Below are 14,151 nucleotides of genomic sequence, written 5' to 3'. Positions count from 1 at the left end.
CACTTACCCAGCTCGGGCGATGTTGATCTCTCTTTCCCGCGGCATTTTCCAGCATGTCACTGACAACGCGGCGGCGACACGCCGCACTGGCGTCCGATCCGCCGCGGCTCGCGACCTCGCGACGGCCCCCGCGGCACGCGGACCGGGAACACCGCCCCACGCGAATCCTTGCTAGCGCATCCAACCTCGGGGATACTGAATACAGTATTCCCGAAGCCATTCGTGACATTCAGGGAGGATCCCGACCATGACCAACGCTTCCTTGCCGGAAACAGGGCTGGGGGACACTGACGGTCCGGCCGCTCTCACCGACGGGATCCACCTGGTCGTCGAAGCGCTCAGGCGCAACGGCGTCAAGAACGTCTACGGCGTCGTCGGCATCCCGATCACCGACCTGGCGCGCGTCGCGCAGGCGTCGGGCATGCGTTACATCGGCTTCCGCCACGAGAGCGACGCCGGGCACGCGGCGGCGGCGGCCGGATTCCTCACGAAGCGGCCGGGCATCTGCCTGACGGTCTCCGCCCCCGGCTTCCTCAACGGACTCGTGGCCCTCGCCAACGCCACCACGAACTGCTTCCCCATGGTCCAGATCTCCGGATCCAGCGAGCGGCACCTGGTCGACCTCCAGCGCGGCGACTACGAGGAGATGGACCAGCTGGCGGCGGCGAAGCCCTTCGTCAAGGCCGCCTACCGGGTCCACCGGGCCGAGGACATCGGCCGCGGGGTGGCCCGCGCGATCCGCACCGCGGTCTCCGGGCGTCCCGGAGGGGTCTACCTCGACATCCCGGCCGCGGTGCTCGGAGAGGTCGTCGACAAGGAGCAGGCGACCGCGTCGCTGTGGGAGGTCGTGGACCCGGCGCCGCGCCAGCTGCCCGAACCCGCGGCCGTGGACCGCGCGATCGACCTGCTCGCCGGCGCGGAGCGGCCTCTGGTCGTCCTCGGCAAGGGCGCGGCGTACGCGCAGGCGGACGAGCAGATCCGGGAGTTCGTCGAGACGACCGGCGTGCCCTACCTGCCCATGTCGATGGCCAAGGGCCTGCTGCCCGACGACCACCCGCAGTCGGCGGCCACCGCCCGGTCACTGGCCCTGCGCAGGGCGGACGTCGTGATGCTCGTCGGCGCGCGCCTGAACTGGCTGCTCGGGCACGGCGAGGCACCCCAGTGGGACCCGTCGGCCAAGTTCATCCAGGTGGACATCGCGGCCACCGAGATGGACAGCAACCAGCCCATCGCGGCCCCGCTCGTCGGCGACGTCGCGTCGGTGATGGAGGCCCTGGTCGAGCGGAGCAAGCCCGGCCGGATCCCGGCCGCGCAGAAGTGGCGGGAGGAACTCGCGGCGCGCTCCGCGCAGAACGCGGCCAAGATGGCCAAGCGCCTCGACGCCGCGAAGACCGCACACCCGATGAAGTTCCTCGGCGCGCTCCAGGTGATCCGCGACGTCCTGGCGGAGAACCCCCGTGCCTACGTCGTCAACGAGGGCGCCAACGCGCTCGACCTGGCCCGCAACACGATCGGCATGCGGATACCGCGCCACCGGCTGGACAGCGGTACCTGGGGCGTCATGGGCATCGGCATGGGCTACGCCATCGCCGCCGCCGTCGAGACCGGAGACCCCGTGGTCGCCATCGAGGGCGACAGCGCCTTCGGGTTCAGCGGCATGGAGATCGAGGCCGTCTGCCGCTACAACCTGCCCATCGTCACCGTCGTCCTCAACAACAGCGGCGTCTACCGCGGTGACGAGGCCTCCACCTCCGCGGACCCCGCGCCGACCGCCCTCAAGGCCCGCCACGACCTCATGATCGAGGCGTTCGGCGGCAAGGGCTACCAGGCGACGACACCCGACGAGGTCGCCACCGCCCTGCGGGAAGCCCTGGCCTCGGGCACCCCGGCGCTCATCGACTGCGTGATCGACCCCTCGGACGGGACCGAGAGCGGCAACATCTCCCACCTCAACCCGAAGGGCATCACGGTCCAGCGCTGACCGAACCCGGCGACTGCCCGCACACACAGTCCCGTCGCGGCCTTCCGGGACGCCGAACAAGAAATGCCGCCGCACCCCGTGCTGACCCGCGCCCTCGCGGGTCAGCACGGGGATCCTCCATGCTCGGACGCCCCGCTCGGCGCCCGGCCCACGCCCAGGCGCCCCGGATGCGCACCGCCGGCGTCCGCCGCAGCCCGCCCATCCGCGCGGCGGCGCGGTGCAGCCGCCCCACGAAGGGCCCGGACCCGCCGAGTGTGAGGGCGCCGGCGCACCGCCTCCGCGTGCGGACGCCCTCCGCCCTCCTCCGCCACGCCTTCGCGCCGTGTGCGCGCGTGATCTCGCCGACGGCTTCGACCCGGTTCGCGCCCGACCGCACGAGCGGGCCGCGCGGATGACGACCCCTGAGCGTCGGGCGACGCAGTCCCCACTGCTCCGTTCGGTTGCGCGTGGGCGGTCATGACGGCACGCCGGAGCACACCGGGAGCAAGATGATCGTCACCCGGCGTGACCAAGGGTCCGCACGGAGCGACCGGGGACGGGAGAGGAGCGACAGGGATGGATGGGATCGGGTTCGTCGGGCTCGGCACGATGGGCCGTCCGATGGCGCGCAGGCTGCTGGCCGCCGGGCACCGCGTGGTGGTGTGGAACAGATCGCGGCCCGCCGTCGAGGAACTGCGCGAGGACGGAGCGGAGGCCGCGGCGGACCTCGTGGAGGTGTTCGGGCTCCCCGTGGTGATGAGCATGCTGTCCGACGACGCCGGCGTCCGGTCGCTCATCCTGGACAGTGGGGTGCTGGACGGCGCCGAGTGCCGTGTGCACGTGAACCTGGCGACGGTGTCGGCGGGCTTCGCCTCCGAGGCGGAACAGCGGCACACGCGGCGGGGCATCGGATACGTGGCGGCGCCGGTGCTGGGCCGGGCCGACGTGGCGGCGGCCGGGAAGCTGAACGTCCTGGCCGCCGGCGCCCCCGAGGCACTGGACCTGGCAAGGCCCGTGCTCGCACCGCTGGCCGGGCGGATCTGGGAACTGGGGGACGACCCGGCACGGGCCAACGTCGTCAAGATCGCGGTCAACTTCCTGCTGGCCGCCGCGATCGAGGCCACGGCGGAGGCGACGTCGCTGGTGGAGTCGTACGGCGTCGACGCCGCCGCGTTCGTCGAGCTGATCAGCGGGACGCTGTTCCCCGGACCGGTCTACGGCACCTACGGCGGGCTCATGGCCGAACAGCGCTACGAGCCACCGGGGTTCACCACCCGGCTCGGGCTCAAGGACGTGGGCCTCGCCCTGTCGGCGGCGCATCGGCGCGACATGGCCCTGCCCACCGGCAGCCTCGTACGGGACGCGCTGCTCGAAGCCGTCGCGGCGGGCTGGTCCGAGCGCGACTGGGCCACGCTCGCCGAGGTCGCCCGGCGAAGGGCGGGACGCTGATACGCACCGGCCGGGCTTGTGGGGCGTGAGGTCCGTCGGAGTGGTTGTGCCGCGGCGGCCGGTCCGGCAGGTGCCGTTGGTGGAATACGGCTCGGGATACGCGACCCGACTCCAGGGATCCGCGGCCCGATCCGACGCCGGGGCACCGGTCCGGTACAGCGAGGAGTGAAGGCTCATGGCAGTGTGCGAGGTCTGCGACAACGACTACGAGATGGCGTTCGAGGTCCGCGCGGGCGACGCCGTCCACATCTTCGACAGCCTCGAGTGCGCGGCCCAGCGGATCGCCCCGACCTGTGACAACTGCGAGTGCCGCATCCTCGGCCACGGTCTCCAGGCCGACGGACGCTTCTTCTGCTGCGCCAACTGCGCACGCCGGCGCGGATTCGCGCAACTCGTCGACCACGCCTGACCTCTCGACGGGAGGAACCCATGGAACTGCCACTGAAGGCCCACCACATCGCTCCACGGCTGGCGACCGGGGTGTTCATTCTCCATTCGGGACTGGGCAAGCTCTCGGCGGACGAGCAGACGGAGGAGGGCCTGCACGCGATGGCCACCCACGCCTATCCGTTCCTGCGCAGGCTTTCCCCTCACCGCTTCACCCGGCTTCTCGGCACCGCGGAGGTGACACTGGGCGCGGCGCTGCTGACACCGCTGGTGCCCAGCGGCATCGCCGGGGCGGGGCTGACGGCGTTCTCCTCGGGCCTGGTCGGGCTCTACCTGCGCACGCCCGGCACCCACGCCAAGGGCAGCCCGCTGCCCACCCAGCAGGGCATCCCGCTCGCGAAGGACTCCTGGCTGCTCGCCATCGGGCTGGGCCTGGTCACCGACCGCGCGTCCTGGCCGTGTCCACGCCCCGCCGGCCGGCGGCGGTGCGGCCGCCGCAGGTAGCCGCACCGGACGGTGACGTGCCGTCCGGCCACTACTGTGGGGGTATGCGCGGCGGCGTGGTGACGCTGTTCCTGTGCGGCGACGTGATGCTCGGCCGCGGCGTCGACCAGATCCTCCCGTGCCCCGGCGATCCGGCCCTGCGGGAGGCCTGGGTCCACGACGCCCGGTCCTACGTGGAGCTGGCGGAGACGGCGAGCGGCCCGATTCCGGCCCCGGTCCCACCGGCCTGGCCGTGGGGCGAGGCCCTGCCGGTGCTGGCGGCCGCCGCCCCGGACGTACGGATCGTGAATCTGGAGACGTCCGTGACCCGCGGCGACGCGTTCGCGCCGGAGAAAGAGGTCCACTACCGGATGCACCCGGCCAACCTGCCCGCCCTGGAGGCGGCCCGGCCCGACGTCTGCGTCCTGGCCAACAACCACACGCTGGACTTCGGCCGTGCGGGGCTGCTGGAGACGCTGGACTCCCTGACGGGTGCGGGACTGCCGGTGGCGGGCGCCGGCCGGGACGCGGAGTCGGCGTACGCGCCCGCGGAGTGCCCGGTCGCGGACGGGGTCCGCGTGCTGGTGTTCGCCCTGGGGATGACGTCCAGCGGCATACCGGGGAGCTGGGCGGCGACGGCGGACCTCGCCGGTGTCGCGTACGTCCCCGCGGCGACTGCGGAGGCGGCCGCGGCGGTCGTCGAGCGCGTCCGGCGGGTGCGGTCTCCGGGTGACCTCGTGGTCGTCTCGGTGCACTGGGGGTCCAACTGGGGCTACCACGTCCCCCGGGAGCAGATCCGCTTCGCCCGCGCGCTGGTCGACGGCGGTGTCGACGTCGTCCACGGGCACTCCTCGCACCACCCCCGTCCCGTCGAGGTGTACCGCGACCGGCTGATCCTGTACGGCTGCGGCGACTTCATCGACGACTACGAGGGCATCTCCGGCTACGAGCAGTACCGCGACGACCTGCGGATCGCCTACTTCGCCTCGCTCACGGCTGCCACGGGACGGCTCGCGGACCTGCGCATGGTGCCGCTGCGGGCCCGGCGGATGCGGCTGGAACCCGCCAGCGGGGAGGACAGCGCATGGCTGCGGGCGACCCTCGGCCGGATCAGTACGGGCGTGGCCATCACCGCGGGGCCGGACGGCACCCTCAGAGCCGCACGCACGACGACCAGCGCACAGGAGCCGCAAGGCCCGTGCCGCGCTGGACCGCTGCCGGGCACACGCCAAGCCCCCTGACTGCCGGCCGGCGTCCGCGCCGCCCGGCCGCGACCGGGCGCCGGTCAAGCGTGTCCGCCCAGTCGGCGGCAGGTGCGGGGGTCCGGCCGTGGCCGGCTGCCGGTGGCGACGGCCACCGCGTGCCGGACGGTGAGGGTCTGCCACGCACCGTCGTCGCGGGTGACGGTGACCTGGCGGGGACCGTCGATCCGGCCCCGCCCACGGAACAGGTCCGCGCCGATCGGCTTGAACCACTCGGCCTGCCCGCTGTCGTCCCAGTCGGCGACGTAGTGGTCGCGGCGGGCGAAGACTTGGTCGGTGTCGAGCCGGCTGGTGACGGCTTGACGGCGCCCTCCACGCGGCGGGGGTTGGCGACTGCGACGACCGGCCGCAGCGGCGCCTTGCTGGGGACACTCGCCCGGTACGAGCATTCGCCGCCGACGAGTTCCCGCTCCACGGTGGCCACGGGGTGAGGCCGGCAGCGCCGGCGCGGGCGGCGGCTTTCTGGCCGACCGGACCGGCCCCCAGCACGAGCACGTCGTACGTGGCGTTTCCCGGTTCTCGCGTGTTTCGGTCATCGGTACCTCGCTTTGTGGCGGCTCGTCGTGAGGCGCAGTCCCACCATTGGCCGCACGCGCCACCGGCGCCCGGCCTCATGTCGGGCGGCGGAAGTGCCGATGAGGCGGAACGGAATCTCGTGCCGGACTTGTCTCACCGCGGAGAACGACACTCATGGGTCCTTTTGAACTGACCGGACGCGTAGCCCTGGTGACCGGAGCGACCAGCGGCATCGGAGCCGCCACCGCGGCGCTGCTCGCCGAGCGGGGCGCGCACGTCCTGGTCGCGGGCCGGGACCGCACCCGCGGCGAGGCCGTGGTCGCCGGCATCCGCGACCGCGGCGGCAGAGCCGACTTCGTCGCCGCCGACCTGAGCACCGCGGAGTCGGTGCGGCAACTGGCCGGGGAAGCCGTCGGCGCGGGCGGTGGCCGGGTGGACATCCTCGTCAACAACGCCGGCGTGTACCCGTTCGGCCCCACGGAGCAGACGCCGCAGGACGAGGTCGACACCGTCTACGACCTGAACGTGAAGGCGCCGTTCCACCTGGTGGCGGCCCTCGCCCCGGCGATGGCGGCACGCGGACACGGCGCGATCGTGAACGTCAGCACCATGGTCGCGGAGTACGGCGTCTCCGGGATGGCGCTGTACGGGTCGAGCAAGGCGGCGCTGAACCTGCTGACCAAGGCGTGGGCCGCCGAGTTCGGCCCCCGCGGGGTGCGGGTCAACGCCGTGGAGCCCGGTCCGACCCGTACGGAGAGCACCGTGGGAATGGGCGAGGCCCTCGACGCCCTGGCCGCGGAAGCCCCGGCCGGGCGCCCGGCCGCACCGGAGGAGATCGCCGAGGCGATCGCCTACCTGGCCAGCGATGCCGCGAGCTTCGTCCAGGGCGCGGTGCTGCCCGCGGACGGCGGCCGCACAGCCGTCTGACCCCCGGCCCACCGAGCCCGCATCGCCGCTCCGGCCCCGGGCTCGGTGGGCCCGCAGCACCGTCTGACCCCCTCAGCCCGCCGCAGCCGCACCGCCCATCTGTCCCGGCCCGCTGGGGGCTCGCAACGCCCCCAACCCCCCACCCACAGGGGCCCGCAGCACCCTCTGGCCCATGGCCCGCCGGAGCCACACCGCCGTCTGCCTCGGCCCACCGGGGCCGCACTGCCCGTGCGATCCCCAGCCCTCAGGGGCCCGCAGCACCATGTGGCCCATGGCCCGCCGGAACCTCACCGCCGTCCGACCCCCGCCAAGGCTGCATCGCCCGTCTGGTCTCGGGCGGGGAGGGGCCCCGGCACCGCCTGACCCATGACCCGCCGAAGCCGGACCGCCGTCCGACTCCCCGGGCCCGCCGAGGCCGCATCGCCCGTCCGATCCCCGGCCCGCGGGGCCCACAGCCCCCTCTGCCCCCTCAGCCCCCTCAGCCCCCTCAGCCCACCGAAACCGCACCGCTGCCTGACCCACTGCCCCCAGAGCCTCACCTCCGCCTGCCCCATGGCCCCGGGCCAGGCCGTCGTCGGCCCCGGGACCATGCGTCGGTGGCGGGGTGTCACCCGATCAGGTTCCGCGGTGGAACCGGGTGCCTTCCCGGGTCAGTGGAAGGCGCCGCTGTAGGCGTTGAGTGCGGGCTGGCCGCCCAGGTGGGCGTACAGGACGTTGGAGTCCTTGGGGATGTCTCCGCGTCGGACGAGGTCGATCAGTCCGGCCATGGACTTTCCCTCGTAGACGGGGTCGATGATCATGCCTTCGAGGCGGCCGGTGAGGCGGATGGCGTCCAGGGTGGACTGGACGGGGATGCCGTAGAAGTCGCCGGCCCAGCCCTCCAGGACGATGATCTCGTCGTCACGCAACTCCCGGCCGAGACCGATGAGTTCGGCGGTGTTGCGGGCGATCTTCTCCACCTGGGCGCGGGTCTCGTCGATCTTGGCCGAGGCGTCGATGCCCAGCACGCGGCGCGGCCGGTCCTGGCCCGCGAAGCCGGCGATCATGCCCGCGTGCGTGCTGCCGGTGACGCTGCACACCACGATCGTGTCGAAGAAGACGCCGAGTTCCCGTTCCTGCCGCTGGACCTCGTAGGCCCAGTTGGCGAAGCCGAGGCCGCCCAGGGGATGGTCGGAGCCTCCGGCGGGGATGGCGTACGGAGTGCCGCCGGCGGCGTGGACGTCCTCCAGTGCCTGGTGCCAGCTGTCCTTGAACCCGATGCCGAAGTCCGCCTGGACCAGGCGTACGTCGGCGCCCATGAGGCGGGACAGCAGGATGTTGCCGACCTTGTCGTTGACCGCGTCCGGCCAGTCGACCCAGCTCTCCTGGACCAGGACGGCCTTCAGGCCCATCTTCGCGGCGACCGCGGCCACCTGCCGGGTGTGGTTGGACTGGACGCCGCCGATGCTGACCAGGGTGTCCGCGCCCTTGCGGAGCGCGTCGGGGACCAGGTACTCGAGTTTGCGGGTCTTGTTGCCGCCGAAGGCCAGCCCGCTGTTGCAGTCCTCCCGCTTGGCCCAGATACGGGCACCGCCGAGATGGTCACTGAGCCGGTCCAGCGGGTGGACGGGGCTGGGGCCGAACAGCAGGGGGGTGCGCTCGAAGGACTCAAGGGACATCTGTGGCTCCTAGTCGGTGTCGGGGAGCAGGGTGTCGAGCAGCGGCAGCAGCGTCTGCCAGTTGGTGCGGGTGGCGGCCACGGCCCCCTCGACGTCTCCGGCCTCGCACAACGCGACGATCCGGTCGTGCTGGGCGACCGAGCCGCGGCCGCACAGTGAGGAGAAGCGCAGTCTCTCCACGCGCCGCAGTACCGGCGTGAACTGCTCCAGGACCGAGCGGACGGCCGGATTGGCGCAGGCGGTGACGGCGACGCCGTGGAAGGCGTCGTCGGCGTCGATCGCCGCGTCGACGTCGTTGCGGCGCAGAGCGTCGGCGAAGCGCGCGTTGGCCTCGCGCATGGCGTCCAGCTCGGCGGCGGACAGGTTGGGCATAGCCTCGCGGACGGCGAGGTCGTGCATGGCCGCCGTCACCGACTGGGCCGCGCGCGCCGCCCGGACGTCCAGGGGGCTGACCATGGTGTAGCGGCCGGGCTTCGTCCGCACCAGACCGGCCTGCTCCAGACGTGCCAGGGCCTCCCGCACCGGTGTGCGGCTGACGCCCAGCCACTCCACCAGGTCGCTGTCGTTGAGGCGCTCCCCCGGTGCGAGGGTGCCGTCGACGATGGCGTCCCGGATGGCCCGGTAGGCGTTGTCGCGAAGGAGTGACCTGGAGACGAGCCCCCGGCTCTGTGGCACTGGCATGCAATATATTGCACGCTGCATGACAGACAGCTGTCAAGGATGCGCCGGCGGTGGGCTTCCGATATCGGCGCCGCCGTCGCTCAGAGGCTTGTTAGCCCACCTGGCTGCACTGACGGAGCGGGTCACCGGCTCGCGTGTTTCCATCAGCAAGGAGGCAACGACATGGGGCCGCGGCGGCCCTGGCGCCCGCACTCACCGGGGTGCCGGCCCGGCGCGCGCTCCGTCCGCCGTCCCGGAGGATCGTGCGCACCTCGGGGGCCGGATGCCACCGCCTCCGTCACCTTCCCACCGCTCGGCGGCGGATGGGCCGCCGCGCTCAGCGGTGGCCCGGTGTCGATCGCCAACGAGGGACGGCCCGCCTCGGCCTGCTCTGCGGTCGGCGGCGCCGTCGAGGCTCGCCGGAAACCCTCGCCGGGCCGTGGACACCACCGACGTCGTCCCCATGCCAGAAGGAACCGACTGATGACCACGGACAACGAGACGGCCGTCTGCCCGTTCGACTTCAGCGAAGCCCTGGAGTTCGACCCCTCCCTCGCGGACCTGATGCGTCATGACGCCCCCACCCGGATCCGGCTGAGCTACGGCGACGCGGACGCCTGGCTGGTCACCGGCTTCGACGCCGTGAAGCAGGTGACCACCGACCAGCGGTTCAGCCGGGCGGGCATCATCGGCCGCGACTACCCCCGGATGACGCCGGAGCCCATCGTGTCGCCCGAGTCGATCAACGTGATGGACCCGCCGTACAGCAGCCGCGTCCGTCACCTGGCCTCACAGGCGTTCACCCAGCCTCAGGTGGAGGCCATGCGTCCCCGGATCGTCCGGCTCGCGGACGATCTGCTGGACCGCATGGAGAAGCAGGGCCCGCCGGCGGACCTGATCCGGCACCTGTCCGACCCGCTTCCCCAGCACACCGTCCTGGACCTCCTCGGCATCGAGCGGGCGGAATGGCCCCGGATCCAGAAGGCCGTGCACCAGCTGCTCGTCGTCGGCGCGGACACCAAGGAGGCCGCGGCGCGCGCCAAGAAGGACCTGACGGATTACTTCGGCGAGCTCGTCGCGCAGCGGCGGAAGTCGCCCGGCGACGACATCATCAGCGCGATGGCCGCGGCGCGGGACGGCAAGGAGCAGCTGGACGACCGGGAGCTGGCGGTCATGACGCTCATGCTGGCGCTCAGCGGCCAGGACACGGCGACCTGCGAGATCAGCGACATCGTGTATCTGCTCCTGACCCGGCCCGAGCTGGCGGAACGTGTCAGGAGCCGGCCCGAGACCCTGACCGACGTGCTGCACGAGTTGCTCCGCCACATCCCGTTCCGCAAGGGGGTCGGCATCCCCCGGGTGGCTCTCGAGGACGTGGAACTGGGTGGTGTGCTGATCCGGGCGGGCGACTACGTCCACGTGTCGTACCTGACGGCGAACCGCGACCCGGAGCGCTACACGGACCCGCACGACATCGACGTCGACCGGCCGAACTCCCCCCATATGACGTTCGGCTGGGGCGGGCACCGGTGCATCGCGATGCCTCTGGCCATGGCAGAGCTCGAAGTGGCCGTCGGACGGCTCATGGAGCGCTTCCCCGGGCTGCGGCTCGCGGTGCCGCCGGAGGAGGTGCGCTGGGACCAGCAGACGATCAGGCGGTTCCCCCTGGAGCTGCCGGTGGCCTGGTAGGGACGCCCGCCGGGCAGAGCATTTCGGACGCCGCACGGCCCCGGCTGATCGGACCGCGGACACTCGGTACCGCCCCCGCGACGGTATAAAGAATTCCTATGACTGGGAGGGTGCGTTTCACGGTTAGGCTCTGGCCCAATCCTCGGGCCATGCTCTCCGGCCTTCCGTATTCGAAACGCAAGAGGAGTTCATCCGTTGAACGCGATGTGGCGCGTGAATCCGCAGAAGACGGCTCTGCTCGTGATCGACATGCAGAACGACTTTGTTCTCGAGGGATATCCGATGGAAGTGCCGATGGCGCGCCGGCGGATACCCAGGATGCAGGAGGTCATCGCCGAGTGCCGGGCGGCCGGTATTCCGGCCGTCTACACCCGGCACATTCTGCTGGACACATTCAATGTGTCTCCGCTGGAATCCACCTACAACCCGGCACTGCTGAGCGCTGGAATGCGCGAGGGGACTTTCGGTTCTCAGGTCGTCGACGACCTGAAGCCGGAGGAACAGGACGTCGTCGTCGTCAAGCACCGCTACGACGCCTTCCACAACACGCAACTGGAGAACGTGCTGACCAGCATCTCCGGTCTGCGCGAGGTGGACACCGTGATCATCGTCGGCACCCTCACCGAGGTCTGCTGCGACTCCACCGCACGGGGGGCCTACATGCGGGACTTCAAGGTGGCTTTCGTCGGCGACGCCACCGGGGCGCTCAGCGAGGAGGCCCAGGCGGCCACGGAGAAGACCATCAGCACATTCTTCGGCCGGGTACTCACCACCGGGGAACTGGTCACGGAAATCCGCGCGAACCGCGAGGGGAGAGCGGCATGAGACCCAGAGAATACGACGTCCGCTACGAACGCTCGGCGGTCGTGCTGCTCTCCCTCGGATTCGGCCTCGTCGGTCTGGACCGCTGGATCATCAGCCCGCTGTTCCCCTCGATGATGAAGGAACTCGGGCTCGACTATCAGGACCTCGGGAACATCATCGGGGTTCTCGGTCTGGCCTGGGGATGTTCCTCCCTTCTCATGGGCGGCCTCTCCGACCGGCTGGGCCGGCGCAGGATCCTGGTCGGCTCGATCGTGTTCTTCTCGGTCTGCTCATTGCTGACGGGGCTCGTCGGCGGACTCCTCAGCCTCCTGATGGTGCGGGTCGTCATGGGCGTCACCGAGGGCGCCTTCACCCCGACCGCGGTGGCCGCCACGGCGGAGGCGTCCCGGCCGGAGCGCCGCGGACTGAACATGGGCATGCAGCAGAGCACCTTCGCCCTGTTCGGCATCGGCCTCGGCCCGATCATCGCCACCCAGCTGCTACGGGTCCTGCCGAGCTGGCACTGGGTCTTCGGTCTCATGCTGGTCCCCGGCCTGGTCCTGGCCTGGTTCGTCTTCCGGACCATGCGGGAGCCCCACCAGCTGCCGGCCTTCGAATCCGCCGTCGCCCCCGCCACCCAGGACGAGACCCGCTGGCTGGACGTCTTCCGCTACCGGAACATCCGGCTGGCCATCCTCGCCCTGTGCGGCGCGATGACCTGCATCTTCGTGCTGAGCGCGATGGTGCCGAGCTACCTGGTCGACCACCAGGGCATCGGGACCAGCCAGATGGGTGTCATCGCCTCCGGCATCGGGTTCGGCGCCTTCGCGGGCCAGCTGGTCATTCCGGGTCTGTCCGACAGGTTCGGCCGCAAGCCCGTGGTCGTCGTCGCGCTGCTCATGGCGATGTGCATGCTGGTCGGCTTCATCCTCCAGGGGCCGGTGGTGCCGCTGCTGTTCCTGCTGCTGTTCTTCGTCGCCTTCGGCGCCAACGGCTGTCTGGCCCTGCTCGCCGGAACCGTCACCGTGGAGTCCGTCCCCGCCGGTCTGATGGCCGCCGCGGCGGGCACCGTGATGGGCGTCGCGGAGATCTTCGGCGGTGGCGTGGCCCCGTCCGTCGCCGGATACCTGGCCCAGCACCACGGCATCCACACCGTCCTCTACCTGGCACTCGGCGGACTGCTGCTGTGCGTGGTGGCCGCGTCCTTCCTCCAGGAGACGGCGCCGAAGAAGACCGGCCGTACCGGCGACGAGGACGCCGCCGTCACGACGGCCGCGGGCGTCCGGCCGGAACCCGGTCCCGCCACGCGCTGAGGACCTGCCCGGGAGGCGGACGACCCGCGCGTCGGCGCGGGTCACCCCGTCCCGGGCAGATCACTGTCCGGGGCACCGGGCGGGTCCTCGTCGAGGAACCGCCCGACGGACGCCGCGAACGCCTCGGTCACCCCGTGGTCCCGGCCCGCGTCACTGACCCCCACCGTGACGCTGATCTGCGGAAGCAGTCCGGGCAGCCGGGCCGAGGGAAGGTCCGTCGCCCGCTGCCCCCGGTCGCCGAGGACGACACCGGCGGGAACCACGGTGATGCACTCCCCCAGCCGGATCAGCGCGTGCATGGTCCGGTAGTCGTCCACCACGTGGAAGCGGGAGATCTCGTACGTCTCGATCAGCGTGGTCGTGATCCTCGCATGATGCGTCAGCACCGGATTGTCGAACAGCACGAACCGGTAGCGGGACAGCAGGTCCTTCAGGGCCGGGGCGCTGACCTCCTCCAGAACCGCCCCCGGTGGATGGACGAGCGCCATGTCCTCGACGCCGACGACATCGGTGTGGAACGGGTGGTCCGCTTCCGTCGAGTAGAACAGCCCGGCGTCCAGCTGGTTGAGTTCCAGCAGGTCGATCACCGTCGTGGCAGGCCGGCTGGTCACCCGGAACTCGTCCGCGCCGTACACGTCCAGCGCGCTGCTCACCACGGCCCGTACGGACCTCTCCGACAGCCAGTTGTCCACGCCGAAGACGACCTTGTGCGGATGACCGGCCACCTCGGCGAAGCTCCGTGGCCGGGACGGGTCCTTCTTGCCCAGAACCGCGGAGGCGTTGGACAGATCCCGGATGAGCTGGGCGGCGTACGGCAGGAAGTACGCGCCCTGCGGGGTCAGCACCGCGCCCTTCCAGCCCCGCTCGAACAACGCGAACCCGAGACTCTCCTCCAGGCGCCGCAGCCGCTGGCTCATCGTCGGCTGTGTGACGTACGAGCCGGCGGCGGCCTTGGAGATACTGCGGTGCTTGGCCACCGCCAGGAAAGAACGAAGCGCCTCAAGATCCACGGTTGCCCCTCCTCCGGCCACGACACTGGGCTC

At 71.5% G+C, this 14,151-nt stretch carries 13 protein-coding genes; 9 read left to right on the top strand and 4 right to left on the bottom strand.

Annotated features, from left to right (window positions below):
- Positions 1–247 precede the first annotated feature (247 nt).
- The 5 genes from oxc (at position 248) to ACWC91_RS30190 (ending at position 5,520) form a co-directional block, all read left to right on the top strand.
- Positions 248–1,981 (top strand): oxalyl-CoA decarboxylase, encoded by a 1,734-nt coding sequence (gene oxc, locus ACWC91_RS30210; RefSeq protein WP_450643913.1) that lies wholly within the window; start codon positions 248–250, stop codon positions 1,979–1,981.
- A 555-nt stretch (positions 1,982–2,536) separates the two neighbouring features.
- A complete protein-coding gene (locus tag ACWC91_RS30205) occupies positions 2,537–3,409 on the top strand; it encodes an NAD(P)-dependent oxidoreductase (protein ID WP_225080374.1) in 873 nt (290 codons plus the stop codon).
- A 175-nt stretch (positions 3,410–3,584) separates the two neighbouring features.
- Entirely contained in the window at positions 3,585–3,818 is a 234-nt protein-coding gene (locus ACWC91_RS30200; protein WP_141364837.1) for a hypothetical protein, read from the top strand.
- Between the two features lie 20 nt (positions 3,819–3,838).
- Positions 3,839–4,300 (top strand): hypothetical protein, encoded by a 462-nt coding sequence (locus tag ACWC91_RS30195; RefSeq protein ID WP_225080373.1) that lies wholly within the window; start codon positions 3,839–3,841, stop codon positions 4,298–4,300.
- A gap of 44 nt (positions 4,301–4,344) precedes the next feature.
- On the top strand, positions 4,345–5,520 hold the full coding sequence (locus tag ACWC91_RS30190) for a CapA family protein (protein ID WP_450644336.1): 1,176 nt from the start codon (positions 4,345–4,347) through the stop codon (positions 5,518–5,520).
- Positions 5,521–5,564: 44 nt separating this feature from the next.
- On the opposite strand, the gene ACWC91_RS30185 is transcribed toward ACWC91_RS30190, so the two are convergent.
- Complete coding sequence (locus ACWC91_RS30185) at positions 5,565–5,930, bottom strand: hypothetical protein (protein WP_376501074.1); 366 nt, start codon at positions 5,928–5,930, stop codon at positions 5,565–5,567.
- Positions 5,931–6,231: 301 nt separating this feature from the next.
- On the opposite strand from ACWC91_RS30185, the gene ACWC91_RS30180 reads away from it, so the two are divergent.
- The gene (locus ACWC91_RS30180) at positions 6,232–6,984 is read left to right on the top strand and encodes an SDR family NAD(P)-dependent oxidoreductase (RefSeq protein ID WP_450644338.1); all 753 of its coding nucleotides are present in this window, start codon (positions 6,232–6,234) and stop codon (positions 6,982–6,984) included.
- A gap of 650 nt (positions 6,985–7,634) precedes the next feature.
- Here the strand turns inward: ACWC91_RS30180 and ACWC91_RS30175 are convergent.
- On the bottom strand, positions 7,635–8,642 hold the full coding sequence (locus tag ACWC91_RS30175; RefSeq protein ID WP_376501079.1) for a 1-aminocyclopropane-1-carboxylate deaminase: 1,008 nt from the start codon (positions 8,640–8,642) through the stop codon (positions 7,635–7,637).
- Between the two features lie 9 nt (positions 8,643–8,651).
- Positions 8,652–9,323 carry a GntR family transcriptional regulator gene (locus tag ACWC91_RS30170; protein ID WP_450644340.1) on the bottom strand — a complete coding sequence of 224 codons (672 nt, stop codon included), beginning with the start codon at positions 9,321–9,323 and terminating at the stop codon, positions 8,652–8,654.
- Positions 9,324–9,785: 462 nt separating this feature from the next.
- On the opposite strand from ACWC91_RS30170, the gene ACWC91_RS30165 reads away from it, so the two are divergent.
- The 3 genes from ACWC91_RS30165 to ACWC91_RS30155 all read left to right on the top strand — a co-directional run bounded on the left by ACWC91_RS30165 (position 9,786) and on the right by ACWC91_RS30155 (position 13,108).
- Positions 9,786–10,991, top strand: coding sequence for a cytochrome P450 (locus ACWC91_RS30165; RefSeq protein ID WP_225080368.1), 1,206 nt, complete (start codon positions 9,786–9,788; stop codon positions 10,989–10,991).
- Between the two features lie 204 nt (positions 10,992–11,195).
- On the top strand, positions 11,196–11,816 hold the full coding sequence (locus ACWC91_RS30160) for an isochorismatase family protein (RefSeq protein WP_450644347.1): 621 nt from the start codon (positions 11,196–11,198) through the stop codon (positions 11,814–11,816).
- Entirely contained in the window at positions 11,813–13,108 is a 1,296-nt protein-coding gene (locus ACWC91_RS30155) for an MFS transporter (protein ID WP_450644343.1), read from the top strand. Before ACWC91_RS30160 ends, ACWC91_RS30155 begins: the two co-directional genes overlap by 4 nt.
- A gap of 41 nt (positions 13,109–13,149) precedes the next feature.
- On the opposite strand, the gene ACWC91_RS30150 is transcribed toward ACWC91_RS30155, so the two are convergent.
- Positions 13,150–14,118: a LysR family transcriptional regulator gene (locus tag ACWC91_RS30150; RefSeq protein WP_225080366.1), complete on the bottom strand. Its 969-nt coding sequence runs from the start codon at positions 14,116–14,118 to the stop codon at positions 13,150–13,152.
- Positions 14,119–14,151: the final 33 nt, after the last annotated feature.

This window comes from Streptomyces sp. NPDC001204, from assembly GCF_053598035.1.
Note: the sequence above shows the minus strand (reverse complement) of the source record. Positions and strands in the feature narration are given on the sequence as shown.